Source organism: Synechococcus sp. CBW1108, from assembly GCF_015840335.1.
Taxonomy (GTDB): domain Bacteria; phylum Cyanobacteriota; class Cyanobacteriia; order PCC-6307; family Cyanobiaceae; genus Cyanobium_A.
In genome coordinates this window covers 715,520-739,944 of the sequence record NZ_CP060395.1, presented here as the reverse complement: position 1 = coordinate 739,944, position 24,425 = coordinate 715,520, and the positions used below count along the sequence as shown (strand labels likewise).

Sequence of the window (24,425 nt, the reverse complement as noted above, 5' to 3'; positions counted from 1 at the left end):
CCATGGCGCGGCCCAGGGCACGCCTGGCGGGGGTGGATTGGCTGCTGCTGGTCGTCAGCCTGGCTCTCGGGGGCATCGCCGGTTACCTGGGCCTGTTGCTGGGCATGCGCCTGCTGCTCGAGCCGCGCATCGTCAGCGAAACGGCCCTGCGGCTGAGCAAGTACACGGTGCTGGTCGAGCAGGTGTTGCAACACGCTGGGGAGCCCCTGCCTGCGGGGGTGCTGGTGCGCCAGCAGAACCAGCTGCCGAGCGGCTCGCCGGCCCAATCCGGGCGGTTTGAGCGGCTGGTGGAAGAGGCCATGGCCCGGGAATTCGGGCTGCAACGGAGGCTGCAGCGCGACCAGCCTCCCCTGCAGGACCCCTGGGGCGGGCATTGGGTGCAACTGAACAGAATTGACCAAAGAACCGGCCAGACCCTTTGGCTCTTCCAGTCCCAGCTCCTTAGCAACAGTCTCTGGTATCTGCCCCCGCTGCGCATCCTGGCCATCGTGATCGGCGCGCTGGCCGGGCTGGTACTTTTCCTGCGGCTGAAGGTTGAACGCCCCCTTGGCCATCTGTTGACCCTGCTGGCGGAGCAGGGCTCGGCGGCCCCGCTGCAACTGCTGCCTGAGCAGGGCATTGCCCCGATCCGAAACCTCAGCCTGCGCATCAACCGGCTGCTGGAGCGCATCAACAACACCGCTAGCACCCGACGCCAGCTGCTGCATGGCCTCACCCACGACCTGGGCGGCCCCCATGCCCGGCTGATGCTGCGCACGGAAATTCTTTGTGAGCGCCTCAGTGGCGAGAATGGCCAGCTGGCCCAGGCCATGGCCCTCGATCTGGACCGGTTGCGCGAGCTGACCGACCAATTGGCCCTGCTGGGGGAGCAGGAACTGCCGGCCGAGAGGCGTCAATCCTGCGCGCTCGACGACCTGTGCGGCCGCATTGTGGCCAGCCACCCTTCCAGGTTAATCAAGCTGCGGCTGCCTCGCTTGCTGGTGAATCTCGACCCCGAGGGGCTGCAGCGGGCGCTCAACAACCTGATCGACAACGCCCTGGAGTACGGCGCACCACCGGTGGAACTAAGTGCGGTGCGCCGCGGCAGCGATCTGCTGTTGCGGGTGGATGACCACGGCGCAGGCATCCCAACCGAGACCCTGCTGGCGATCCCGGGGCCCAGTCGCAGCAACGATCGCCAACGCCAGAGGCATCGGGGGCTGGGCCTGGCGATCGTAGAACGCTTCTGCGTTGACCACCAGGGCAGGCTGCGGCTGCTGGAGGCCCCAGGTGGGGGCCTCCGGGCCGAGCTGCAACTGCCCGTCTTGGTTGAATGGGTACTCAGAGTGCCTTGCTGGCCTGAAAACGGGCCCGGGCAGTGGCCAGAACTTGGCTGGCCTTGACTTTCTCAGGGCTGGAGGCCTGGCCCTCGAAGCTGGCTGCAGCGCTCTGGGCCTCCTCGAAGGCGGCTTCAGCGGCGGCCGCATCGATGCTGCTACCCAGCTCGGCAGCGTTGACCAGCACGGTGACCTCATCGGCTTCGACTTCAGCGAAACCGCCCATCAGGGCAATCGTTGACCAGACACCGGCGGAGCGCAGGCGCATCACGCCGGTGTCGAGGGCGGCCAGCATGGTGACGTGACCGGGAAGGATCCCGACCTGGCCGGTGGTGCTGGGCAGGATCACCTCCTCGGCGCTGCCATCAAAAACGCTCTGATCAGGGGCCAGAACGCGCAGGGTGAGACTCATGGGTGGGGGTCCTCAGGGGAGAGTGGGGATCAACCCTTGGCTTCGGAGACGATCTTGGCGGCCTTGGCCTTCACCTGGTCGATGTTGCCGACCAGGTAGAAGGCCGCTTCCGGCAGGTCATCGAGTTCACCGGCCAGAATCATGTTGAAGCCCTTGATGGTGTCATCGAGCTTCACGTATTCACCCTTCTGGCCGGTGAAGATCTCAGCCACAAAGAAGGGCTGCGAGAGGAACTTCTCGATCTTGCGGGCCCGGTCAACGGTGCGGCGGTCGTCCTCAGAGAGTTCGTCCAGACCCAGAATGGCGATGATGTCCTGCAGTTCCTTGTAGCGCTGCAGGGTGCTCTGCACGGCCCGGGCCGTGCGGTAGTGCTCATCACCCACCACGGCGGGTTGGAGCATGGTGCTGGTGGAATCCAGGGGATCCACAGCCGGATAGATGCCCTTGGAGGCCAGGCCGCGGCTAAGCACGGTGGTGGCGTCCAGGTGGGCGAAGGTGGTGGCCGGCGCCGGGTCGGTGAGGTCGTCGGCAGGCACATAGACGGCCTGAATCGAAGTGATCGAGCCTTCCAGGGTGGAGGTGATCCGCTCCTGCAGCATGCCCACGTCCGTGCCGAGGGTGGGTTGGTAGCCCACGGCAGAAGGCATGCGGCCCAGCAGGGCGCTCACCTCGGAGCCGGCTTGCACAAAGCGGAAGATGTTGTCGACGAACAGCAGCACGTCCTGCTTGTTGGCGTCACGGAAATGCTCGGCCATGGTGAGGGCAGAGAGACCGACGCGCATCCGAGCACCGGGGGGCTCGTTCATCTGGCCGTAGCAGAGGGCCACCTTCGACTTGGATAGATCATCGGGGTTGATCACGCCCGACTCCTTGAACTCCTCATAAAGGTCGTTGCCTTCGCGGGTGCGCTCACCGACGCCGGCGAACACCGATACGCCGCCGTGCTCCTTGGCGATGTTGTTGATCAGCTCCTGGATCAGCACGGTTTTACCTACGCCGGCGCCGCCGAACAGGCCCACCTTGCCGCCCTGCCGGTAGGGGGCGAGCAGGTCGATCACCTTGATGCCGGTCTCGAACACCTTGGGTTTGGTCTCCAGCTCGGTGAGGCTGGGGGCGGGGCGGTGGATCGATGCGGTTTGGCTCGTGGTCACCGGGCCCTGCTCGTCGACGGGTTCGCCGAGCACGTTGAAGATGCGGCCCAAGGTGGCTTCACCCACGGGCACGCAGATCGGGGAACCGGTGTCGAGGGCTTCCATGCCACGCACCAAGCCATCGGTGGTGCTCATCGCCACGGCCCGGACCCGGTGGTCGCCCAGCAGTTGCTGCACCTCGGCGGTGAGGGCGACCGTTTGGCCGGCGGAGTTTTGGGCTTCGATCCGAAGCGCGTTGTAAATCTTGGGCAGCTTGCCGGCCGGAAATTCAACGTCGAGAACCGGGCCAATCACCTGCCGCACAATGCCTTTGGTGCCGGTGGCGGTAGCAGCTGCCATAGGAAAGGAAGACGCAAAGAGCGCCCAGGGGGAACCATCCCACCTGAAGCGGCGCAACCTTACCACCGCGGCCGACGCGTCCCAAGCCCCCACCTTCGAACCCCGGAGGGTTCGGTGACCCGCACAGCCGGGGCCTGGTAGAGACCACCTGCGGCCGCATAGGTTGGCACTCATCGGGCTCGAGTGCTAATTCGCCTTTTTGGCCCACTCAGGCTCGTTGTTCAGTGGCGTCTCAGGCGCCATGCCATTGCTCTCGCAATTCATCCATGGCTGCTGTCTCTCTCAGCGTCTCCACGGTCAAGCCCCTCGGAGATCGCATTTTTATCAAGGTGTCCGAGTCGGAGGAGAAAACCGCCGGCGGGATCCTGCTGCCCGATACCGCTAAGGAAAAGCCCCAGGTGGGTGAGGTGGTTCAAATCGGCCCCGGTAAGCGCAATGACGACGGCAGCCGCCAGGCTCCCGAAGTCAGCGTGGGCGACAAGGTGCTCTATAGCAAGTATGCCGGCACCGATATCAAACTCGGCAGCGATGAATTCGTGCTGCTGTCCGAGAAGGACATCCTCGCCATCGTCAATTGAGTCTCGGGACTGCCCAGTCCGCGATTCGCTGACCTGGCTTCCGATCACGATCCAATCCCATCACGACATCGCCTTCCATGGCTAAACGCATCATCTATAACGAGAACGCCCGCCGGGCGCTCGAAAAAGGCATTGATATTCTGGCCGAGGCCGTGGCCGTCACCCTCGGGCCCAAGGGTCGCAATGTGGTGCTGGAAAAGAAGTTCGGCGCCCCCCAGATCGTCAATGACGGCGTCACCATCGCCAAGGAAATTGAGCTGGAAGACCACATCGAAAACACCGGTGTGGCCCTGATCCGTCAGGCCGCGTCCAAGACCAACGATGCCGCCGGTGACGGCACCACCACGGCCACCGTCCTGGCCCACGCCATGGTCAAGGCGGGTCTGCGCAACGTGGCCGCCGGAGCCAATGCCATCACCTTGAAGCGTGGCATTGAGAAGGCTGCTGATTTCCTGGTCAAAAAGATCGAGGAGCACGCCAAGCCGATTTCCGATTCCAGTGCCATAGCCCAGGTAGGCACCATCTCCGCCGGCAACGACGAAGAGGTGGGCCGCATGATCGCCGATGCGATGGACAAGGTGGGCAAGGAAGGCGTGATCTCCCTGGAAGAAGGGAAGTCGATGACCACCGAGCTGGAGGTCACCGAGGGTATGCGCTTTGACAAGGGCTACATCTCGCCCTACTTCGCCACCGACACCGAGCGCATGGAAGCGGTGCTCGAGGAGCCCTACATCCTGCTGACCGACAAAAAAATCGGCCTGGTGCAGGACCTGGTGCCCGTCCTCGAGCAGATCGCCCGCACCGGCAAGCCCCTGCTGATCATTGCCGAAGACATCGAGAAGGAAGCCCTCGCCACCCTGGTGGTGAACCGTCTGCGCGGTGTGCTCAACGTGGCCGCCGTCAAGGCGCCTGGCTTCGGTGATCGCCGCAAGGCCATGCTCGAAGACATTGCTGTCCTGACCAATGGCCAGCTGATCACCGAGGACGCCGGCCTCAAGCTGGAGAACGCCAAGCTGGAGATGCTGGGCACTGCCCGCCGCATCACCATCAACAAGGACACCACCACCATCGTGGCCGAAGGCAACGAGGTGGCCGTCAAGGCCCGCTGCGAGCAGATCCGCAAGCAGATGGACGAAACCGACTCCTCCTATGACAAGGAGAAGCTGCAGGAGCGTCTGGCCAAACTGAGCGGCGGTGTGGCCGTGGTCAAGGTGGGCGCTGCCACCGAAACCGAAATGAAGGACAAGAAGCTACGCCTGGAAGATGCCATCAACGCCACCAAGGCGGCTGTTGAAGAGGGCATCGTTCCCGGTGGCGGCACCACCCTGGCCCACCTGGCTCCTGCCCTCGAGGAGTGGGCGGCCGCCAATCTCTCCGGCGAGGAGCTGATCGGAGCCCACATCGTGGCTTCCTCCCTCACCGCACCGCTGATGCGCATTGCCCAAAACGCTGGCGTCAATGGCGCCGTGGTGGCGGAGAACGTGCGCAACAAACCCTTTAACGAGGGTTACAACGCGGCAACCGGCGAGTATGTCGACATGCTGGCCGCTGGCATCGTCGATCCCGCCAAGGTGACCCGCTCTGGTCTGCAGAACGCCGCTTCGATCGCCGGCATGGTGCTGACCACCGAGTGCATCGTGGCCGATCTGCCCGAGAAGAAGGAAGCGGCCCCCGCCGGCGGCGGCATGGGCGGCGGCGACTTTGACTACTGATCGCAGTAGCTCGGTCTGATTTCTTCAGATCGCTTGGGAGAGTGAGGGTTTACCCTCCTCTCCCTTTTTTGTGGCCTTCGTTGCGTGGAGCTTTGGGGCGCTGGGGAGGATCTCGATGTTTTGATTTGTACGGTTTCCCAGGGTATGGGGTTGTTGCCCCGGGCTGGCTTCAACAATCTCCAGGTGCCTGCCCGCTGCCTTGGTTGAGTTGCCCGTGCTGGAGGCCTTCGAAGGCTTGCTCTGGTTGCAGGCCGCCGTTCAGGTGGAGCGGTGCTACGGCATCACCGAAGCCACCACCAGCCGCTACCGCAAACGTTGTCTGCAGTTGTTTGAGCTGGCGATGGAGTGTCGCCACGGTGAATGGGAGCTGATCGGCGACACCAGCCTGTTGCTGCGGGAACGGCATGTGCACCAGGAAGCCCGTTGGCGCGGCTATCGACCGCTGCGCCTGGAGGCCACCTACTGGTCGGCGCCCTTGCTCAGCAGCCCACCGCTGCAGGGGTGGCTGTTGGGCGAGTCGAACATTATGGGAGTGCGACGCGCCTTCCAGCTGGTGGAGGAGCGCGTTGTCGATGCCTTGATCACGGGATTTCCCGATCTGCCCACCAGCCGGAACCCCGATCTGGTCGCCATTCCCATCATCCCTCCCTTGCCCTGCCGGAGGGGACCTACCCCCTGGTGGAGCAGGAGTTGGTGGTGGCTTACGGCACTGCGCTCAGCCTGGTGGCGAGCGGCGACACCCTCTGTCGCCTGCCCCTGCAGTTGCCTTTTGGCTAGGGCGATGGGCTGGTGGTACGGCGTGAGTATGCCCACCACCCAACTTGCAGGCCCTGCTGCTGGAGCTTTATCGGCGCTACCTGTCGATGGTTCGCAACCATGTTGAAGTCGACTTTGACAAGGTTTTTTGGCCGCATCGGCATGCGAGCCGGTTGTTTATGCAGAATCTGCAAGCTCCTCCAAATAGCGTTGTGTTCGGCTCGGTGCGCGCCTTTTTAGTGGCTTGGTGGCGATACTCTCTCGTGGCTCAGGCTGGGCAGTGCAGGTGGTATCGGTCGAGGTCTTGGCAGCGTTGGATTCCCTGCTGTGGCTGCGTACCGGTGATCGCGCCGCTGCCCATCTGCGCTGCTTCCAGTCGACGGTGAGCCGCCATAGCCGCCGCTGTTTTCAGGTGTTTGACCTGGGGATGGAAAAACGGGCAGGTGAATGGTGGCTGAAGGAAGATCAGCCTGGCTTGAAGCTGAGCGCCACGCCGTTGTTGCAGTAGCGCTTGCCGCTGGGTTTGGGGCCGTCGTCAAACACGTGGCCCTGGTGGCCGCCGCAGCGGCTGCAGTGGTATTCGGTGCGGGGCACGATCAGCTTGAAATCAAGCTTGGTGGCTATGCCCTTGGGCAGGGGTTGCCAGAAGCTGGGCCAGCCGGTGCCGCTCTCATATTTGGCCTTGGAGCTGAAAAGGGGCAGGGCGCAGCCAGCACAAACGAAAGTGCCTGGGCGTTTTTCGCCGTTTAACGGGCTGGAGAAGGGCCGCTCTGTGCCCTCCTGACGGAGCACCTTGTAGGCCGCCGGGCTGAGTCGTTTTTTCCAGTCGGCCTCACCCAGTTGCCAGGCCGGATCCTGGGCCTTGGAGGCGGCCTCAGCACTGGCTGCGCCACTGAAGAAGGCACCCAGGCTCGATCCCAGGGCCAGCAGCAGGTTGCGACGGGGCATGGTTGGCATGGACATGGAAGTCTCAGCCCAGCCAGCCGGCACTGAGCACCACGGCCAGGGCGAGAAAGATGGCCAGCAGGGTCCAGCTGATGCGGTTGAGGGTTGCCTCGGCGCTGCGGGCGCTCGTGAACATCGAGCCGCCGCTGGCCGCCAGACCGCCCATCCCGTCGCCCTTGGGGCTGTGCAGCAACACGCTGATGATCAGCAGCACCCCACTGCCGATCCAAACCCAGGACAACACCGATGTGACCATGCGCGCTCCTGGCTTCCTGCAAGCTAAGACAAGCGCAGGTTAGACGCCCAGGGCCTGGGGGATGGGGCTGGGCTCGGAGCTGGCGCCAGCCGGCAGAACTAGGGATTCACCGCTCATCTTTGGCGGTTTGGGCAGATGCAGGAGCTCGAGGATGGTGGGAGCGATGTCGGCCAGCCCACCGCTGTTGCGGAGCAGCACGTTGGTGCCATGGCCAGGCAGCTTGCGTTTCTCACCCTCAACCAGGATCACGGGCACCGGGTTGGTGGTGTGGGCTGTCCAGGGACGGCCATCCGGGCCTTCCATCATCTCGGCATTGCCGTGGTCGGCGGTGATCAGCAGGGTGCCGCCCATGCGGTTGGTGGCCTCCATCAGCCGGCCCACGCAGCCATCCACGGTGCTGATTGCTTCAGTGGTGGCAGCCATCTTGCCGGTGTGCCCCACCATGTCGGGGTTGGCATAATTGATCACCACCAGGGCATAGATGCCCTTCGAGATTGCGGCGATGCAGCTGTCTGTGAGCTGGCCAGCCGACATCGCCGGGGACTGGTCGTAGGTGGCTACCCGGGGGGAAGGCACCAGGTGACGGTCTTCTCCGGGGAAGGCCTGCTCAATCCCACCGTTCATGAAATAGGTGACGTGGGGATATTTCTCCGTTTCCGCCGTTCGGAACTGGCGCAGCCCAGCCTCCGCCACCACCTGGCCCAGCAGGCCATCGAGGGATTCGGGTGGGAAAGCCACTGCCAAGGGCAGGCCCTTTTCGTATTGGGTGAAGGTGACCACGTCGAGGGGGCTGATCAGCTTGCGCTCAAACTCTTCGAAGTCAGGCAGCACCAGGGACCGGATCAGCTGGCGCACCCGGTCGGGTCGGAAGTTGAAGCAGACCACCCCATCTCCGGCCTGGATCTGGCCTGGAGCCAGGCGCATCGGTTCGAGGAACTCATCGCCGATCTCCTGGGCGTAGGCGGCATGGATGGCGTTGATCGGGCTGAGTTCGGAGATGGGGCTGGGTTCGGTGTAAAGGCGGTAGGCCTTCTCGGTGCGATCCCAGCGGTTGTCGCGGTCCATCGCCCAGTAACGGCCGCAGAGGGTGGCGATGCGGCCGATCCCTGCCCTCTGGATCTGCTCCTGCACCTGGGCCACGAAACGGGGGGCGCTGCTCGGATCGGTGTCGCGGCCATCGGTGATCACGTGCACACACACGTCTTCGAGGCCTCGCTCGGCTGCCCAGTGCAGCAGGCCGGCCAGGTGGTTGATGTGGCTGTGCACCCCACCGTCGGAGCAGAGCCCGATCAGATGGAGGCTGCCGTCCCGTTGCAGCAACTTGTCTGCCAGCGCGTTGAGGGCTGGGTTGGCGTTGATGCTGCCGTCTCTGACAGCCTGGCTGATGCGCACCAGCTCCTGGCGGATGATCCGACCAGAGCCGATGGTGAGGTGGCCGACCTCGGAGTTGCCCATCTGGTGGTCGGGCAGACCCACGGCGCCGCCGCTGGCTTCGATCAGGGTGTGGGGGTAGGCATGCCAGAGGGCGTCCATAATCGGTGTGCTGGCTGCACGGATGGCGTTGTGCTCGCTCTGGGGGGAGTAGCCCCAGCCATCGAGAATGGCCAGAACCACGGGCGCGACGGAAGCAGACTCCCTGAAGGGGGGAGTGGATTCAGGGGCGAAGGGGGATTGCTGCTGGGAGGTAATAGTTGTCACCCGTCAAGCATGGCGGCGTCACTCCAACGCCTTCAAAATCCAACCTACAGTGCAGATGTGCGGCAAACCCGCCCGGCCCTGGCGGGGTCAGCCTTTGGCCACACAGGGCAAGATTAAGGCTCTGGCTTCACTGCTCTGGCTTCACTGATATGGCATATCTCTGATGCATCGGCTGGAACTGCTCTCGGCCCAGGATCTGGCCCGAACCCTCGATCGGCTGGCCTCCCAGGTGCTCGAAAGCTCGGCCGATAGCCATTCCCTGCTGCTGCTGGGCATCCCCACCCGCGGAGTCGCCCTGGCCGAGGTGCTCGCCCAACGGCTGGCGGCCATGACTGGCCACCCGATTGACCAGGGGACGGTTGATCCAACCTTCTATCGCGACGATCTTGAACGGGTGGGCACCAGGCTGGGCCAACCCACCGACCTGCCCGTGGCGCTGGATGGCCGCCAGGTGGTGCTGGTGGATGACGTGATCTTCACGGGGCGAACCGTGCGTGCTGCCCTGGAGGCCCTCCAAGCCTGGGGCAGGCCCACGGGGGTAAGCCTGGTGGCGATGGTGGATCGCGGTCATCGGGAATTGCCGATCCAGCCCGATTTCTGTGGCCGCGTAGTGCCCACCAGGCGGCAAGAATCTATCCAGCTCTGCCTGCAGGCCATTGATGGAGAGGAGGGGGTCTACCTAGTCAAGCCAGATCCCTAGAGAACTCCTTTCCTAGACCGCTTCTAGCTCGTCGTCGCGGAAGTGGGCGCGAAATTTACCGAAGGCCACCACCACCGGCAGGGTGGGACTGATCACCCTCCCTTTCCAATTGTTGAGGACGGTGACGACCTCGCCCATTTGGCCCTGCAGGTCGTAGGCCTCACCGCGGTGCTGGGGATGGTGATACACGACCACGCTCTGGGAGACCTTGACCTGATCACCTGGTTGCATAGCCCTCTCCTGACATCACCAAGGGCATCCTCTCACGGCCTGCCAGCGCTGATCAGCGCTGGCAGGCCGTTTCTGGTCCGGCCTCCACAACCTTCCCCCCGAGGGCTCGGCAGGCGTCCTGGAAAGCCGACCATTCGTCCATGCCCTTAGCCAGTCGTTGGCGCACCAGGGTGTCGAGTTGGTCGCTGGGCACCGTGTGGGGCAGCTGGCCGTGGGCGTCGTGTTCCCGTTCCTTGCCCGCCAGGCTTTCGATCCCTTGCTGCACCGTTGCCTGCAGGGCGAGGCCCTGGGTTCTCCACCAGGGATGGTCGATCCGATTGAGGGCTTCGAGGGCTTCCCACCAGCGCCGTTGGGCGCTCAGGCCCTTGGCCCGTTCGAACTGGAGGCGATTGCGAGTCCAGATTTCACGCAGCTTGTCGCCCAGGCTGGTGCCATCGGTGCGGCGGTCTTCGCCCATGGCGGCAAGTAGGGCCATAGATCCGTTGAGATCCCCCTCCTGAAACCGCGCCAGTGCCCGCTCTTGCAGGTTCTGTTGCCAGAGGAGCAGTTGTTGCCGGTCTTGGTCGTTGCCGGCCTGGGAGTTCACCAGTTGCAACTGCTGCTGCAGGGCAGCGGCCCACTGCTCTTGCTGCCAAAGCTGGGCCGCTTGGCGCCGCCGGCAGCTGCCCTGGGCCCCAGGGGCCTGGCCGCCCAGCCAACGCAGGGATTCCAGTTGCTCGCTGTAGCGCAGGCAGGCCTCCAGATCCCCCCTTTTGGCGGCCTGCTCCAGGCGGCGGGGCAGCTGTTGCTCCCACCAGTAGGCCGTTGCAACTCCGCAAGCCACCAGGCCGAGGGTGAGTGCCAACCAGAATCGGGGCAGCCTGTGGCGGCGCAGGGCCAAAGGGGTAGAAGGCTTCAAAACCCATTTTACGTTCGCAATGGGCGCGGTTTTTTATGGGCGCCAGTCCTTCTCAGCGCAGGGGGCCCAGCCGCTGGGTTGGGTTGCGCCTGCCGCTGCGCAGGTCGGTGACCTCCAGGATCAGCTGGCCCTGGCCATCCACTTGAAAGGCCAATCTCAGGCAATCCTCGCCAGGTTGGCCCGGGCTGTCGAGGGCCAGGGGCGGTGGCTGGTTGGTCCAGGCCACAACCCGGCCCTCTCCCGCCGGCCGTTGCCGCAGCACTGGCAGTCCAGCTTCAAATACGACCTCGCTGCGCCGTTCATTTTCGGGTTCCCCAAGCACCACTTCCAGAACCCTCTGGTTGGCGCTGCTGCATGCCAGCACCAGCTCCAGGGGGCTCTCCGTGGGCCAGGTTTGGCCCGCAACGAAGAGGGGCCGCCAGCGATGTCGACCTGAGCGTTGGTCCCAGCAGCGCAGGCTGACCCCGCGGCTGAGCACATCGCGAACCCGCACTCCCGGGGTGAGGGCCAGGGCCCCTAGGGCGACGGCCTCCACCGGCCGCTGCTCGCGCAGGGGAATGTTGCCGCAACGCTGGGCCAACCACTGGCGGATCAGGGGGAGGCGGCTGCTTCCGCCCACCGGCAGGACGGCGGTGATCTGGCCGAGGGCGAGGCCGTCGCGATGGGCTGCGGCGACCACCTGGTCAAAGAGGGCATCTAGCTGCTCCACTAAGCCGTGCTGACGCAGCAGGGCCTCAAGGTCGCTGCGGTTCAGCCTCAGGGCTACGGGCGGCTGGCCGCTGCGGCTCCAGAGCACCAGCCCTTCCTCCTGCTGGCTGAGCTGGCACTTGAGGGTTTCGGCTGCCTCCAGCAGGCTGCCATCGAGGGGCACGCCGGGGCAGAGGTGGGCGGCGATCCAGCGGTCGAAATCCCTGCCGCCCAGGGCCAGGCCTGCCTTGCCGATCACCCGGGCGCAGCGCAGGGCCTGGCGGCTGGCACCCAGATCACGGCCAGCGAAGCGCAGCAACTGGGCCATTGGCGCCGGCCGGCCTTCGCCCCCTTCCAGGGCCACCAGGGCCAGATCAATGGTGCCGCCGCCTAGGTCCACCACCAGCACGGTGCTGCCGGCGGGGAGTCCGGCGCCGATGGCAGCGGCGGTGGGCTCGTCGACCAGGGCCAGTTCCGGCACCTGCAGATCGCGGCACACCTCCTGCAGCCACTGGCGATAGCGCGGATAACTGTCAATTGGCGCCGTCAGCACCAGGCGCTGGGGTTCAAGCTCGGGCGGGAGGGCGGCCCAGAGCCGACGTAGCAGCAAGGCGCCAGCCTGCTCAGGGCTAAGGGGCAAGGCAGGGGCCGGGCCAGCGCCGGAAGCCGAACCAGAAGCCGAACCAGTAGCGGTAGCTGGGGTGGTGGCAGCCGGATTGGCGCCGATCTGCCGTTTGAAGTCGCGGTGTAGCTGGGGGCCGTCGCCATGGGCCAGGCCGGCCTCCAGCACCTGGCGTCCGATCAGGGGGTGGCTTGTGGCTGGATCGTTGAGCCAAAGCAGGGTCGGCACCACCACCGGCTCGCAGCTGCTGTAGGGCGGCAGGGCCAGCAGCTCGGCCGCGGCGTTGGGCCCCTGGTAGGCCACCACCGTGGTGGTGCTGCCTAGATCGATCGCCAGGGTGCCCTGCATAGCTCCCTTCTAGCCAGGGGAACAGGGCCGCTGACCTAGGCTTTAGCCATTGGGCTGGATCTATGAAAAGCGGTTTTGATGTCAACCCCAAGGAATTGGCCCAGCGGGCCGACAGCCTGATCCGCAACACCAGCAACCGCTACCTGACCACGGTGCGCATCGCCTTCCGGGCCAAGCAGCGCCGTTTTGATGATTTTGATGGCCTCCTCGACGATTCGATGGTCAAACCGGTGCAGCGGGCCATCATTGAATTGAGCGACGAGCAGGACCAGCCCGACCTGCTGCCCGGCTGATTCCCCCAGGATGCAGGTTCAAGAGGGGGAAGGGTGGCGTTGGCTGGTGGACCCGGCCCGCCACCCTTTTTCCGTTTTGGTTGGAGGCCCGGGCTGGGCCGTGGAGCTGACCGCCGCCGAGGCTGGCGAGCTGCAGAGAGGCTTGCTCGAATTGCTGCGGGAGCATTGCGCCCTGGCCGCCCAGCTGATGCCCCAGGAGGCGATCACCCTTGAATTGGAGCGGGGTCAGCTCTGGCTGGCTCTGGAGGGAGACCTGGAGGCATGGACGCTGCGTTTCGTGCTGACCCCCTCGGGGGGGCTCCGAGCCGTGGAAGGCAGCTGGCCGCCATCGGTCAGCCAGGCATTGGTCGCAGCCCTAGGGGCTCTCGGCAACAATTCAGGTTGAGATCCGGCTGGATCCGGGCTTTGATCAGCACTGTTGATTACGGCCCGATTCCCGCCTAACCCCCAGGTAGTGCGGGGTTTTGCCCAGCTTTTCCCCAGCTCGCCGCTCCAGAGCCCGCCCGGGGCCCGGGAGCTGGGGAGAATGGCGGCCTTGGCCAGTTTCCCCTTGACAACTGCGGCCCTGGAGCCACCTGCTGGGACACTGTTGGCCTGGGCCCGGCCAGGGACCAGGCCCAGAGCCCAATCTCAGCGCGGGATGGGGGGCGAAAGGCTTGCCTGACGAGATTTGACGGTCTGCAGCGGATGTGGGGAACTGGTGCCAAGACCCCGCTCATACCGCCGTGGAACCGCAGGCCCTTGGAAGCGTCCGAGCAAGCGCACTCGAGCCCCCAGTGGTTGGGGCCTCTGGCTGTGAATCTGGGGAAAGCCAAACCATCAGCTTCTGCACTGAGGTGCCCCGGGAATTGCTGGCCTCGATGGCAGGCTTCATTGCCCAGCATCCCAACTGGGATCAATATCGCCTTTTCCAGGCCGCGCTGGCCGGTTTTTTGGTGCAAAACGGCCTGGGCAGCCGCGAGGTCACCCGCTGTTATCTCGCCAACCTGTTCCCTGCCCAGCTCCGAACAATTGCTGATATGCGGCAGTGAGTGTGCAGGTGGCGACCGGTAGGGCGACCACCAGGCCCACCACCAGCACCAGGAAACCGGCGAGCACCATCGCGAGCAGCACCATGGTTAGTCCCAGGGCGTGGAGCCAGTGGGGATCGGTGGCGGCCCGGCTGCCCTGAAAGGCGGCCACCGGATTGAGGCCCCCGATCAGGCTGAGGGGCAGGCAGAGGATCTGGTCTGCACTGAGGTAAATGGCAGCAGCCACGCCCGCCAGCAGCGGCAGCGGTGCCAGTAGCGGCTGGAGCAAGGTGAGCAGCCAGGCACTGGCCTGGGCCAGGCGCACGATCAGCGCCAGCACCACCAGGGCCAGGCCCAGGGTGCCAAAACAGCGAACCATGGCCCGACCATCCAGCCGGATCAGATCGCCGAATCGGGGCCGGCCTTGGTCGAGGGCCAGCAGGGATCCGCGCATCAGCCCCACGACCATCCAGAGGCCCGTGGCTACATACAGGATCCAGGCGCCAGCGGCCAGGCCGATCGCCAGGCCATCGGGCTGGCCCAGCTCAGAGATCACCCGACCACTCGCGCGCCGAAACCACACCTGGGCCAGGAGATTGCTGGCGCCGCTTACCAGGGTGAAGCCCATCAGCACCCAGGGACAGTGGCTGAAGGCCAGCCAACCCCGCTCCACGGCAGATCGGATCGCCAGGGGGGCGGGGCCGCTCATGGCGCCTCGAGCAGGGCCAGCAGCCGCTCCGCACAGGGGGCAGATACCGGCAGGATCGAGAGGCGGTTGCCCCTTCTCACCACGCCGAGCTCTTCAGGGCTGAAGCTCTCGCGCAGGGCGTCGAGGCTCAGCAGGTTTGGGAAGCTGCGCAGATAGCGCAGGCGAGCGCAGTCCCAGCGGGGCCGCTCTGGGGTGGCTGAAGGGTCAAAGTATTTGGAGCTGGAATCAAACTGACTGGGATCGGTCAGGTTGGTTTCAATCACCTCCATCAGGCCCACAATGCCCGGTGGTTTGGTGTTTGAGTGGTAGAAGAAAGCCCGGTCGCCGATTTGCATTGACCGCATGAAATTGCGGGCCTGATAGTTGCGAATCCCATCCCACAGAGTGGTGCCTTCCCGCTGTAGATGCCCGATCCCGTAGACATCAGGCTCGCTCTTCATCAACCAGTAGGCCATGGCCCCAACCCTGCAATCTTCCCGACCCGATGCTAGTCCTCCGGCCAGGTTTACAGGGCCTCCACCAGTTGGCGGAAGTGGTCGCCGCGGGCTTCAAAATCGCCGTATTGATCAAAGCTGGCGCAGGCTGGAGACAGCAGCACGGCCCGGCACTGATGGGCCTGGGCCAGCTGGGCCGCAAGGGGGACGCCGTCTGTGAGGGCTTGGCAGCGGTGCACGGCCCCGGGAAAGCCAGCCTCCCTGAGCAGCTCTTGGAATTCCGCCTGGGCTGCTCCAAACAGCACCACAGCCGCAGCCTTTTCCCCAAGGGCCGCCAGCCAGCTGCCGGGATTGCCCTGTTTGGACTGGCCGCCGGCCAGCACCACCAGCGGCCCCGTCAGGGCCTTGAGGGCGACTTCGGCGGCGTCGTAATTGGTGGCCTTGCTGTCGTTGTAAAAGGTGATTCCCTGTCGTTCCGGCAGCCGCTCAAGCCGGTGGGGCACCCCGGGAAAGGCGCGCAAGGCCCTCTCCATCTGGGCGCCGCTCAGGCCTGCTTCGAGGCCGGCCGCCACCGCCAGCAGCAGGTTTTGGCGATTGTGGGCGCCTGGCATGGCCAGACAATTGGAGTCCATGAGCGCTTTGCCGCCCCCCATCACCGTGTCGTTTTCGATCCAGAGACTGGGCTGGATTGGGCCCGGTAGGGAGTCCCGGCTGCCGGCTGTGATCCAGGTGGCCCGACTCCAGCTGGCGGCGTGGGCGCGGAGGTCGGGATCGTCGGCGTTGAGGATGGGCACCGCCGATCGCTCCAACAGGCTGCGTTTGATGGCGCGGTAGGCCTCAAGGCTGCCGTGGCGCTCGAGATGGTCCGGGGTGAGGGTGGTCCAGATGCCAAGCCGGGGAGCCAGCTTCGGAGCTGCTTCGATCTGGTAGCTGCTGAGCTCCATTACCAGCCAATCGGGAGGGGGGGCGCCGCTTTCGAGCCGTGCGAGCACCAGCTCGGTGGCTGAAAAGCCCACATTTCCTCCCATGGGGGCGTCCAGGCCCCCATGCCGCAGCAGGTGGCTCACCAGGTGGGTGACTGTGGTTTTGCCATTTGTGCCGGTGATGCCGATCCAGGGCACGCCGCCGCTGGCCCCAAAGGCCAGCTCCATTTCCCCCTGGACGCAGATTCCCTGCTGCCGCAGCCAGGCCAGGGTGGGGTGGTCCCAGCGGATGCCGGGGCTCACCACCACGCTTCTGACGGCGGGGGTGAGAGCGGCGAAAGTCTCGGGGCTCAGGGGGGTGCCAAGTTGAACCTCGATACCGAGCTGCTGCAGTTGGGCTGCCTTGGCTTGAAGCTCGGGGCTGCTCTGGCTTTCGATCACCAGCACCGGCTGGCCGCGATGGCGTAGCAGCTTGGCGGCCCCGATACCGGAGCGAGCCAGGCCGACAACAACGGTCAGATCGGTTGCCGTGATTGCCATCTGGCCGAAACGTAATTGATGCTCAGGTGTAAAAATGGTCGAGTTAAAACTGTTAAATTAAAGACGGGCGAGGCGAGAAAGATTGATGCAATAAATGGGCGATACTGGAATCGAACCAGTGACTCCTACCGTGTCAAAGTAGTGCTCTACCTCTGAGCTAATCGCCCCAGAAGCCTTTCGACTTTACAGAACCACCAGCCCCTAGCAGCGCAGGATGGCGATTCGCCAGCGCTCCCGCTTGGTGGATTCCACCGCCTCAAGCCTCAGCTCACCGCGGCCTTCCAGCTGAACCCGATCGCCCTTCTGCAGCAGCCGGCTGGGGCTGCTGATCGGTTGCCAATTGAGCCGCACCTTGCCCTGGCGGATCTTTTCGACCATGCGGTTGCGAGCTAGGCCAAAGCCAGCTGAGGCCACCGCATCCAGCCGCAGGGATGCCTCCACCGTCTGAAAGCGACGGGGCTGGCGCTCGGCTGGCAGCTGCAGCTGCTCCAGGGGGCGGACCTCCAGGCGCACTTCCACCGAGCGCACGCTGGCGCCCAGGCCGTCCAAAGAGGCGGCCTGGCTTGCGGTGACGATGGCCTGGGCGCCGCGGTCGCCCCGCAGCCAGATGTCGCCAAGGCCACCCTGGCTGGCGCCGGCCGCCAGCAGGCCGCTGCGGAAGTCGGCCCGCTCGGCCTGATCAAACAGGAAGTTGCCGCTGATCTCCAGACCCAGCAACCCGCTGGGGAGGGCGTTTGCTGCCAGAGCTGTTTCGCGGCGCTGCAGCAACAGTCGCCGCCGCTCAGCGCCCGGAAAACCTCCCCAGCTGGCCAGGTCGAGTTCGGCCAGGGTGGCCAACCGTTGCTCCGCCTCCTCGCGCAGACCGCCGTCCATGAAGTCTGTCCAGACGGGCTCCCAGCTGCGCAGGCCCTGCTCAGCCGCCGCAATCACGGCCTCGAGCTCCTGGGGGTGGGCACTGCCTTCGAGTAATTCGTGCCGTGGCAACGTCAAAGTGATTCCCCGTTAACCATCGCCCAGTCGCACCACGGCGAGGGGTTTGGCCTGCTGCAGGCTGATCCAGGGCATCTCCACCCCATTGGCGGTTTCCGCCAGCAGCAGCCAGTTGCCCTCCTCCACCCGGTTGCGCAGGCTGCGGATGCGGTCGTCTTCCTCCGAACTCACGCTGGCGGCGGCGGCGAAGCTGCCCATCCAACCCGAGCCCATGCCGAGCAGGGCGCCGATCAGGTGCTGGCTCCAGGCTCCGGCAAAGGCGAAGGTGTCGAGATCGGTGATGTAAGTGAAGGTGAGGCCGGCCAGGAAGCCAAAGGGAATCAGCCAGCGGGCCATGGTGCGCTGCCGATTGCGACGGGCGATCGCTGGGTTGAGTCGGGCCACCTCGGCCAGGGTCTGCTCGCCTGGGCCGATCGCCTCCAGTTGCAGCAGGGGTGGCTGCAGATCCGCCAGGCGATCCCGCAGTTGCTGCATCCGTTTGCGGTCATTGAGCACCACTACCACACTCGTACCCACGCTCTGCTCTCTTGGTTCGGGATGGGGAATTCTCACCGCTCACTACACTGCACCCCCGGCTCACCCTCCCCACCGCTGGGCATGACAAAGGTTCTCGTTTCGGATCCGATCGACCAGGCGGGGATTGACATCCTTTCCCAGGTGGCCCAGGTGGATGTGCGCATTGGCCTTCCACCGGAGGAGCTCAGGGCGATCATCGGCGACTACGAAGCCCTGATGATCCGCTCCGGCACCACGGTGACCGCCGAAATCATTGAAGCGGCCGACAAACTGCGGATCATTGGCCGCGCCGGCGTCGGGGTGGACAACGTGGACGTGCCGGCCGCCACCAAGCGGGGTGTGCTGGTGGTGAACTCGCCTGAGGGCAACACCATCGCCGCTGCTGAGCAGGCCCTGGCCCTGATGCTGGCTCTTTCGCGCCATGTGCCCAACGCCCACGCCAGCACCATGGCCGGCGGCTGGGACCGCAAGAAATACGTCGGTAACGAGCTTTATAAAAAGAAGCTTGGCGTGGTTGGTCTGGGCAAGATCGGCTCCCACGTGGCCCGGGTGGGCAAGGCCATGGGCATGGATGTGATGGCCTACGACCCCTATGTGTCGGCCGAACGGGCCCAGCAGATGCAGGTGCGGCTGCTGACCCTGCCGGCCCTGTTTGCCGAGGCCGATTACGTCAGCCTGCACCTGCCCCGCACCCCCGACACCGAGAACCTGGTGAACGCGGAGCTGCTGAAGACGATGAAACCGACGGCCCGCATCGTCAACTGTGCCCGTGGCGGCATCATTGACGAGGCAGCCCTGGCCGCGGCGGTTGAAAATGGCACCATCGGCGGCGCGGCCCTTGACGTGTACGCCAAGGAGCCCCTTGAGGCCGGCTCCCCCCTGCGATCGGTCAAGGAGCGGCTGATCCTCACTCCCCACCTCGGCGCCTCCACTGAAGAGGCTCAGGAGAATGTGGCCATCGACGTGGCTGAGCAGATCCGCGATGTGTTGCTGGGCCTGCCCGCCCGCAGTGCGGTCAACATCCCCGGCCTCAATGCCGAGGTGATGGAGCAGCTCAAGCCCCACCTGCAGTTGGCCGAAACCCTCGGCCAACTCATCAGCCAGCTGGCCGGCGGCCCGATCAGCCAGCTGGAGGTCCGCCTCCAGGGTGATTTCGCCGTGCACCCTGCCCAGCCGCTCGTGGTGGCGGCCCTCAAGGGTCTGCTCTCCACAGCCCTAGGGGACAGCATCAACTACGTCAATGCCAGCCTCGAGGCCAAGGAGCGGGGTATCCATGTTCTGGAGGTAAAGGACGACGCCAGCCGCGATTTTGCCGCTGGCTCCCTGCAGTTGCGCTCCCGCAGCCCCCAGGCCAGCCACAGCGTCACCGGGGCGGTGTTCGCCGAGGGTGAGCTGCGTATTACCAGCATTGATGAGTTCCCGGTGAACGTGGTCCCCAGCCGCCACATGCTGTTTACCCGCCACCGCGACATGCCCGGGATCATCGGCGAGCTGGGCTCCCTGCTGGGCGAACACAACGTCAACATCGCCTCGATGCAGGTGGGTCGCCGCATCGTGCGCGGTGATGCCGTGATGGTGCTGAGCCTGGACGACCCGATTCCGCCGACCCTGCTGGCTTCGGTGCTTGCCATCAACGGCATCCAGGCAGCCCATCCGGTTACCCTCTGATGCCATGCCCCCTGAGCTGGTGGCGGCTGGAGCTGGCATGCCCGCCAGAACTGGAGGAATCCCTGCTCTGGAAGCTCGAATTGCTGGGCATCCCCAGGGTGGCGCTGCGCCACCGTCCGGAGGCGCCCCTGCAGCGGCAGCTGCTGGCCTGGCTGCCTGCAGCCGATTGGCCCGAAGCAGAGCGGCAGCAGCTGGAGGCGGCCCTGGCGCCCCTGGCGGAGCCCTTCGCCCTGCAACTCCCGCCGATCACCTGGACCCTCCAGGACGACGAGGACTGGAGCCTTAGCTGGAAGCAGCACTGGCAGCCAGATCCGGTGGGCCGCACCCTGCTGATCCTGCCGGTCTGGTTGGAGCTGCCCGCTGCCCATGCAGACCGGAGGGTGATCCGGCTGGATCCAGGCAGTGCCTTCGGTACTGGCAGCCATCCCACCACCCGGCTGTGCCTGGAGGCGATCGAGGCCCTGGCCGATCAGGCTGGCGGCAGCCTCGGCCCCATCCGGGTGGCGGATCTGGGCTGTGGCAGCGGCATCCTTGGCCTGGCTGCCCTGCTGCAGGGGGCGGCCCGGGTGGCCGCCGTGGACACCGATTGCCTGGCGGTTCGGGCCACCCAGGACAACGCCGCCCTCTCTGGCTGCAGCGATCGACTCCAGGTAGGGCTCGGGTCGGCCCAAACCCTCGCCGCCCTGCTGGAGGGCCGGCCCGCCGATCTGCTGCTCTGCAACATCCTGGCTCCGGTTATCGAGGCCCTCTCCCCGACGTTTCACACCCTGCTGGGCGCCACCGGGGTGGGCCTGCTGAGTGGGCTGTTGGTGAACCAGGCTCCAGGCCTGGAGCAGGCCCTGTTGGAGCAGGGCTGGCGGGCCCAGCTCACCGCCCAGCAGGGCCTGTGGGGCCTGATGACGATCCGGCGCGTTGCATAAGGCACGCTGATCTGTGCCCTGGTTTTGATTGGGCTTCCAGCGTCCTGGCCTGGAAATGGCCAGGAAAGGCTTGCGGCGGATGTATGAAGGTAGGGTCCTACAGGCCCGGCTTTCGGGTACCTGTGAGCCCTAATCCTTTTCATGGCTTCCTACAAGGTCACCCTCATTAGCGAGAGCGAAGGCCTCAACAAGACCATCGAGGTTCCTGACGACCAGTACATCCTCGATGCCGCTGAGGAACAGGGTGTCGATCTGCCCTACTCCTGCCGGGCTGGTGCCTGCTCCACCTGTGCCGGCAAGCTGACCACCGGCACCGTTGACCAGAGCGACCAAAGCTTCCTTGACGACGACCAGATCGAGGCAGGCTTCGTGCTCACCTGCGTGGCTTACCCCACCAGCGACTGCACCATCAAGACCCACGCTGAAGAAGAGCTCTATTGAGCCCCCTGGCTTGAGTGCCTGGCCCCTATCTGCCACCCTTCGGGGTGGCTTTTTTGTTGTCATCCCGGAGTCGTTGATCTGTGTCTGCCCAGGCCGCCACTGCCCTGCTCGAGCCAGGCAGCGAGCACGCCAGCCCCGGTGGTCAGTACACCTATCGGGTGCTGGGCCCCTGCTGTCGGTTGTTTGACCGTGAGGAATTGCCCTGGCCCTGCTGCCGGCTGGCCTGGCGGAGCAAGGAGCCCAGCTGGCGGCGGGTTGGGCGTCGCTTTGTGGCAGATCTGGCTTCGCGGCGCTGTCCCACCTATGCGGTGGAGCTGCTTCAGCCGGGGGCACGCCCGACCCGAACAGTGATCACCCTATTTACGGAGCGGTTGGGTTCGGAGCTGCAGGAGTGGTGGTACAGCAAGTTGCCGAGCTCCCTGGATCAGGTCAACAGGGAGCCGCCCTCCCGGGCTCAGAAGTAAATCTTGCCGCCGCCCCACTGGATGCCCTGCACCTTGGGGGCCACCAGGATGTAGCCGGCCATCAGACGCAGGTCGTCGTCGTCGAGGTCGCGCATTTTCACGAAGATGTCGCTGCTGCGCATGCTCGGATGCACGTCGGCGATGCTGTATTCCCCGTCGTAGGAGGTGGGATCCTTCATGTAGTCCACCAGAGCCTCGACGTTGTCCCGGGATGGGGTAGCCAGGGCCAGGGTCTCGGGATCGAGGCCCACGTTCTGGTTGGTCTTGGTGATGCCACCGGCGTGGCACTCGCCGCAGCTGCTGTTGAACACCTTCCGGCCAGCCTTGATTTCCTGCTCGCTGAAGGTCACCAGGGTGCCGTCTGGTGTGGCGGGCACGGTGAGCTGCTCGCTGGTCCAGGCGGCCGCCAGAGCTGGGCTGCCGAAGCCCGTGAATAGCAGCAGGGCCAGCAGGGTTCGAGCAAGAACGCGAACGGCCTTGCGGAGGGCAGCCGAGGGAAAGGAGGAGGCCATTGGGAAAAGCCGGCGGGTAAGCGGTAAAGACCGCATCGGAGACCTTGTATCACGGGGAAAGGGCCCTCCGCAGCGGAATCGCGTGAACTGTTGCAGGGCTAGGCCGTGGCCGGTTCGGCGGGGGTGATGTCCAGACTGAGGAAATCCTTGGCCACCAAGGTGTTGGCAAAGATGGCGCGGGCCTCCGCCAGCAGGTCGTCCGGGGTCATGGCGTTGCCTGGCATGTAGCGGGGGCTCAGGTGAGTCAGCACCAATTGCTTGACGCCGGCCTCCAGGGCGGTCTGGGCCGCCATGGTGCTGGTGGAGTGCTGGCGTTGGTAGGCCAGTGCCGCCTCGGCGTGGGAGAAGGTGGCTTCATGGATCAGCAGGTCGGCGCCGGCGGCCAGCTCCACCGCCGCCTGGCAGAAGACGGTGTCGGTGCAGTACACCACGCTGGCGCCGGGGCGATCGGGGCCGCAGAGGCTGGCGCCGTTGATGATCCGGCCGTCATCGAGTGTGACGCTGTGGCCGGCCTTGAGCTCGGCGTAGATCGGCCCGGGCGCAATACCCATGGCCCTGGCTCGCTCCACATCGAAGTGGCCGGTCCGCGGTTTCTGGTCAACCCGATAGGCAAAGGCCGGCACCCGGTGGTTGAGCGGGGTACAGCGCACGGTGAGGTCGTCGTCGTCGAGCAGCAGGGCGCCGCTGCTGGCTACCCCCTGCACCCTGTGGGTGCGCAGGGGGTAGCCGATCCGGGTGGAGGAGGTGCGAAGCACCCCTTCGAGGTAGTCGCGCAGGGGATCGGGGCCATAGAGATCGATGCCCGTGCAGCTGCCCGCCAGCCCGAGGCTGGCCAGCAGGCCGGGCAGGCCGAACACATGGTCGCCGTGCATGTGGGTGATAAAGATCCGCCGCAGCTGGCTGACCCGCAGCTCGCTGCGCAGGAACTGGTGCTGGGTGGCCTCGCCGCAGTCGAATAGCCACAGTTCACTGCGCTGGGGCAGGCGCAGTGCCACCGCTGACACATTGCGGCCGCGGGTGGGCACTCCCGAACTGGTGCCTAGAAAGGTGACCTGCACGGTCCTGCCGCCTCTGGCGCATGCTGCCACGCCGGGCAAAATGGAGAGCCTTGCCAACAGCTGGTGTTCCGGATGGCGTCCTGGTTGCTCTCCTGGCCCATGGCGACGCTCATGCTGGCTGCAGCTGTGCCTGGGGCCCTGGGAATGCAGTCTATGGAGCCCCAGGTGAGGGTGCTGATCCTGGAAGCGGAAAGCCTGCCGCTGGCCGCCCAGCAGCAGCCCCTGGTGCTGCGCATAGGCGGCCAGCGCTTGGCGCTAGCCGCCGGTGAGGAGGTCGTGCTGCGCCTGGCCGAAGGTGAGCTGGTGTTGGAGCGCGGCGGTGGAGTTGAGCGCCTGCAAGCGGCGAGGGAAATCTGGCTCGAGCCGGCCTCGCGGCCTGCCGAGGGGGGCGATTTCCAGCTGAAGCAGCGCGGCTACCGGGGCCGGCTGCAGGTGCTGGTAGGAGGTTCTGGCCTGCGGGCCATCAACCACGTGGGCCTCGAGTCCTACCTGCCCAGCGTGGTGGGTAGCGAGATGCCGGCCAGCTGGCCCCAGGCGGCCCTGCGGGCCCAGGCCGTGGCCGCCCGAACCTACGCCCTGCGGCAGCGCAAGCCTGCCGATCCATTTGACCTCAGCGCCACCGTGTCGAGCCAGGTCTACAAAGGGGTGGACTCGGAAACCCCCTCCACCCGAGAGGCGGTGCTCAGCACCCGCGGCCAGGTGCTGATGTATGGCTCCAGTCTGGCCAATGCGGTTTTCCACAGCAGCAGTGGCGGCGCGACCGAAAACAGCGGCGATCTCTGGAGCCAGCAGCTGCCCTACTTGGTCAGCGTGCCCGATTTTGACCAGGCAAGCCCGGTGCAGGCCTGGCAGCAGCGTCTTGAGCCCGAGCAGCTCCAGCAGGCTTTTGCCGAGATCGGCGGAGCCCAACGCATCGACGTGCTCTCCACCACCAGCACCGGGAGGGTGCGTCAGGCCCGGGTGAGTGGCCCCTCAGGCACCCTGGTGGTCAGTGGAGCCCAGCTCCGCAGCCGCCTCGGCCTCAGGAGCACCATGGTGCGCTTTGAGCTGGTGGCCTCAGAGCTGGCTGCCTTGCCGCCCCTACCCTTGCTGCCGGAGCAGTACCAAGTTGGGGATGTACAGCCCCAGGTGCAACTGCCGCTCCCATCGCTGCTGGCGGTTGGCAGGGGCTACGGCCACGGGGTGGGCATGAGCCAGTGGGGTGCCCTGGGCCTGGCCCAACGGGGCCAGAGCTATGACCAAATCCTGCGCCATTACTACCGCGGCACGGAGCTGCGCCCCTACGCCAGCCCCTGAGC

General features: G+C 65.4%; 29 protein-coding genes and 1 tRNA gene. 14 read left to right on the top strand and 16 right to left on the bottom strand.

What is annotated here, in order from left to right; all coding sequences use genetic code 11:
• Positions 1 to 2: 2 nt before the first annotated feature.
• Positions 3 to 1,382, top strand: a complete 1,380-nt coding sequence (locus H8F27_RS03950) for a sensor histidine kinase KdpD (RefSeq protein WP_197151412.1) — start codon at positions 3 to 5, stop codon at positions 1,380 to 1,382.
• Here the strand turns inward: H8F27_RS03950 and atpC are convergent.
• Complete coding sequence (atpC, locus tag H8F27_RS03945) at positions 1,321 to 1,728, bottom strand: ATP synthase F1 subunit epsilon (RefSeq protein ID WP_197151411.1); 408 nt, start codon at positions 1,726 to 1,728, stop codon at positions 1,321 to 1,323. The two genes, H8F27_RS03950 and atpC, sit on opposite strands and share 62 nt — an antisense overlap.
• A gap of 29 nt (positions 1,729 to 1,757) precedes the next feature.
• Entirely contained in the window at positions 1,758 to 3,218 is a 1,461-nt protein-coding gene (gene atpD, locus H8F27_RS03940; RefSeq protein ID WP_197151409.1) for a F0F1 ATP synthase subunit beta, read from the bottom strand.
• A gap of 266 nt (positions 3,219 to 3,484) precedes the next feature.
• On the opposite strand from atpD, the gene groES reads away from it, so the two are divergent.
• The 4 genes from groES to H8F27_RS03920 all read left to right on the top strand — a co-directional run bounded on the left by groES (position 3,485) and on the right by H8F27_RS03920 (position 6,772).
• Positions 3,485 to 3,796, top strand: a complete 312-nt coding sequence (groES, locus tag H8F27_RS03935) for a co-chaperone GroES (protein ID WP_094561335.1) — start codon at positions 3,485 to 3,487, stop codon at positions 3,794 to 3,796.
• A gap of 77 nt (positions 3,797 to 3,873) precedes the next feature.
• Entirely contained in the window at positions 3,874 to 5,508 is a 1,635-nt protein-coding gene (gene groL / locus H8F27_RS03930) for a chaperonin GroEL (RefSeq protein ID WP_197151408.1), read from the top strand.
• Between the two features lie 199 nt (positions 5,509 to 5,707).
• Positions 5,708 to 6,391, top strand: coding sequence for a hypothetical protein (locus H8F27_RS03925; protein ID WP_197151407.1), 684 nt, complete (start codon positions 5,708 to 5,710; stop codon positions 6,389 to 6,391).
• A 177-nt stretch (positions 6,392 to 6,568) separates the two neighbouring features.
• Positions 6,569 to 6,772 (top strand): hypothetical protein, encoded by a 204-nt coding sequence (locus H8F27_RS03920; RefSeq protein ID WP_197151405.1) that lies wholly within the window; start codon positions 6,569 to 6,571, stop codon positions 6,770 to 6,772.
• Here H8F27_RS03920 and msrB read toward each other — a convergent pair.
• Genes msrB through gpmI form a run of 3 tightly spaced genes read right to left on the bottom strand, consistent with a single transcriptional unit; the run spans position 6,730 to position 9,079 of the window.
• Positions 6,730 to 7,212: a peptide-methionine (R)-S-oxide reductase MsrB gene (msrB, locus tag H8F27_RS03915; protein ID WP_197153347.1), complete on the bottom strand. Its 483-nt coding sequence runs from the start codon at positions 7,210 to 7,212 to the stop codon at positions 6,730 to 6,732. The two genes, H8F27_RS03920 and msrB, sit on opposite strands and share 43 nt — an antisense overlap.
• Positions 7,213 to 7,234: 22 nt before the next feature.
• A complete protein-coding gene (gene secG, locus H8F27_RS03910) occupies positions 7,235 to 7,465 on the bottom strand; it encodes a preprotein translocase subunit SecG (protein ID WP_197151404.1) in 231 nt (76 codons plus the stop codon).
• Positions 7,466 to 7,504: 39 nt separating this feature from the next.
• Entirely contained in the window at positions 7,505 to 9,079 is a 1,575-nt protein-coding gene (gene gpmI / locus H8F27_RS03905; RefSeq protein ID WP_231596508.1) for a 2,3-bisphosphoglycerate-independent phosphoglycerate mutase, read from the bottom strand.
• 247 nt (positions 9,080 to 9,326) lie between these two features.
• Here gpmI and pyrR point away from each other — a divergent pair, with 247 nt between their 5' ends.
• Positions 9,327 to 9,863 carry a bifunctional pyr operon transcriptional regulator/uracil phosphoribosyltransferase PyrR gene (gene pyrR / locus H8F27_RS03900; protein WP_197151403.1) on the top strand — a complete coding sequence of 179 codons (537 nt, stop codon included), beginning with the start codon at positions 9,327 to 9,329 and terminating at the stop codon, positions 9,861 to 9,863.
• A gap of 12 nt (positions 9,864 to 9,875) precedes the next feature.
• On the opposite strand, the gene H8F27_RS03895 is transcribed toward pyrR, so the two are convergent.
• The 3 genes from H8F27_RS03895 to H8F27_RS03885 form a co-directional block, all read right to left on the bottom strand.
• On the bottom strand, positions 9,876 to 10,094 hold the full coding sequence (locus H8F27_RS03895; protein WP_197151402.1) for a ferredoxin-thioredoxin reductase variable chain: 219 nt from the start codon (positions 10,092 to 10,094) through the stop codon (positions 9,876 to 9,878).
• A 52-nt stretch (positions 10,095 to 10,146) separates the two neighbouring features.
• Positions 10,147 to 10,938: a hypothetical protein gene (locus tag H8F27_RS03890; RefSeq protein WP_231596507.1), complete on the bottom strand. Its 792-nt coding sequence runs from the start codon at positions 10,936 to 10,938 to the stop codon at positions 10,147 to 10,149.
• A gap of 106 nt (positions 10,939 to 11,044) precedes the next feature.
• Positions 11,045 to 12,649, bottom strand: coding sequence for an Hsp70 family protein (locus H8F27_RS03885; protein ID WP_197151400.1), 1,605 nt, complete (start codon positions 12,647 to 12,649; stop codon positions 11,045 to 11,047).
• Between the two features lie 62 nt (positions 12,650 to 12,711).
• Here H8F27_RS03885 and H8F27_RS03880 point away from each other — a divergent pair, with 62 nt between their 5' ends.
• From H8F27_RS03880 to H8F27_RS03870, 3 genes are all read left to right on the top strand, one after another.
• The gene (locus H8F27_RS03880) at positions 12,712 to 12,942 is read left to right on the top strand and encodes a DNA-directed RNA polymerase subunit omega (RefSeq protein WP_197151399.1); all 231 of its coding nucleotides are present in this window, start codon (positions 12,712 to 12,714) and stop codon (positions 12,940 to 12,942) included.
• A 10-nt stretch (positions 12,943 to 12,952) separates the two neighbouring features.
• The gene (locus tag H8F27_RS03875; protein WP_197151396.1) at positions 12,953 to 13,327 is read left to right on the top strand and encodes a DUF1818 family protein; all 375 of its coding nucleotides are present in this window, start codon (positions 12,953 to 12,955) and stop codon (positions 13,325 to 13,327) included.
• Positions 13,328 to 13,760: 433 nt separating this feature from the next.
• Entirely contained in the window at positions 13,761 to 13,973 is a 213-nt protein-coding gene (locus tag H8F27_RS03870) for a DUF2811 domain-containing protein (protein WP_370594488.1), read from the top strand.
• Here the strand turns inward: H8F27_RS03870 and H8F27_RS03865 are convergent.
• The 6 genes from H8F27_RS03865 to H8F27_RS03840 form a co-directional block, all read right to left on the bottom strand.
• Positions 13,906 to 14,661 (bottom strand): hypothetical protein, encoded by a 756-nt coding sequence (locus H8F27_RS03865; protein ID WP_197151394.1) that lies wholly within the window; start codon positions 14,659 to 14,661, stop codon positions 13,906 to 13,908. The two genes, H8F27_RS03870 and H8F27_RS03865, sit on opposite strands and share 68 nt — an antisense overlap.
• On the bottom strand, positions 14,658 to 15,116 hold the full coding sequence (locus tag H8F27_RS03860; RefSeq protein ID WP_197151393.1) for an EVE domain-containing protein: 459 nt from the start codon (positions 15,114 to 15,116) through the stop codon (positions 14,658 to 14,660). The genes H8F27_RS03865 and H8F27_RS03860 overlap by 4 nt, the downstream gene beginning before the upstream one ends.
• 50 nt (positions 15,117 to 15,166) lie before the next feature.
• The gene (gene murD, locus H8F27_RS03855) at positions 15,167 to 16,558 is read right to left on the bottom strand and encodes a UDP-N-acetylmuramoyl-L-alanine--D-glutamate ligase (protein WP_197151390.1); all 1,392 of its coding nucleotides are present in this window, start codon (positions 16,556 to 16,558) and stop codon (positions 15,167 to 15,169) included.
• A gap of 95 nt (positions 16,559 to 16,653) precedes the next feature.
• Positions 16,654 to 16,725, bottom strand: a tRNA-Val gene (locus tag H8F27_RS03850).
• A gap of 34 nt (positions 16,726 to 16,759) precedes the next feature.
• Positions 16,760 to 17,542, bottom strand: a complete 783-nt coding sequence (locus tag H8F27_RS03845; RefSeq protein ID WP_231596505.1) for a photosystem II S4 domain protein — start codon at positions 17,540 to 17,542, stop codon at positions 16,760 to 16,762.
• Between the two features lie 18 nt (positions 17,543 to 17,560).
• Entirely contained in the window at positions 17,561 to 18,064 is a 504-nt protein-coding gene (locus H8F27_RS03840) for a hypothetical protein (protein ID WP_197151389.1), read from the bottom strand.
• An 81-nt stretch (positions 18,065 to 18,145) separates the two neighbouring features.
• On the opposite strand from H8F27_RS03840, the gene serA reads away from it, so the two are divergent.
• The 4 genes from serA to H8F27_RS03820 all read left to right on the top strand — a co-directional run bounded on the left by serA (position 18,146) and on the right by H8F27_RS03820 (position 21,557).
• Positions 18,146 to 19,732: a phosphoglycerate dehydrogenase gene (gene serA, locus H8F27_RS03835; RefSeq protein ID WP_197151387.1), complete on the top strand. Its 1,587-nt coding sequence runs from the start codon at positions 18,146 to 18,148 to the stop codon at positions 19,730 to 19,732.
• Positions 19,732 to 20,652 carry a 50S ribosomal protein L11 methyltransferase gene (gene prmA / locus H8F27_RS03830; RefSeq protein ID WP_197151381.1) on the top strand — a complete coding sequence of 307 codons (921 nt, stop codon included), beginning with the start codon at positions 19,732 to 19,734 and terminating at the stop codon, positions 20,650 to 20,652. The genes serA and prmA overlap by 1 nt, the downstream gene beginning before the upstream one ends.
• A gap of 141 nt (positions 20,653 to 20,793) precedes the next feature.
• Positions 20,794 to 21,093 (top strand): ferredoxin, encoded by a 300-nt coding sequence (locus H8F27_RS03825; RefSeq protein ID WP_197151379.1) that lies wholly within the window; start codon positions 20,794 to 20,796, stop codon positions 21,091 to 21,093.
• Positions 21,094 to 21,173: 80 nt separating this feature from the next.
• Positions 21,174 to 21,557: a hypothetical protein gene (locus H8F27_RS03820; protein ID WP_197151378.1), complete on the top strand. Its 384-nt coding sequence runs from the start codon at positions 21,174 to 21,176 to the stop codon at positions 21,555 to 21,557.
• Here H8F27_RS03820 and psbV read toward each other — a convergent pair.
• On the bottom strand, positions 21,548 to 22,069 hold the full coding sequence (psbV, locus tag H8F27_RS03815) for a photosystem II cytochrome c-550 (protein ID WP_197151376.1): 522 nt from the start codon (positions 22,067 to 22,069) through the stop codon (positions 21,548 to 21,550). The two genes, H8F27_RS03820 and psbV, sit on opposite strands and share 10 nt — an antisense overlap.
• Positions 22,070 to 22,167: 98 nt before the next feature.
• The gene (gene rnz, locus H8F27_RS03810) at positions 22,168 to 23,127 is read right to left on the bottom strand and encodes a ribonuclease Z (RefSeq protein WP_197151375.1); all 960 of its coding nucleotides are present in this window, start codon (positions 23,125 to 23,127) and stop codon (positions 22,168 to 22,170) included.
• A 72-nt stretch (positions 23,128 to 23,199) separates the two neighbouring features.
• On the opposite strand from rnz, the gene H8F27_RS03805 reads away from it, so the two are divergent.
• Positions 23,200 to 24,423, top strand: a complete 1,224-nt coding sequence (locus tag H8F27_RS03805) for a SpoIID/LytB domain-containing protein (protein ID WP_197151373.1) — start codon at positions 23,200 to 23,202, stop codon at positions 24,421 to 24,423.
• The last annotated feature ends 2 nt before the right edge of the window (positions 24,424 to 24,425 follow it).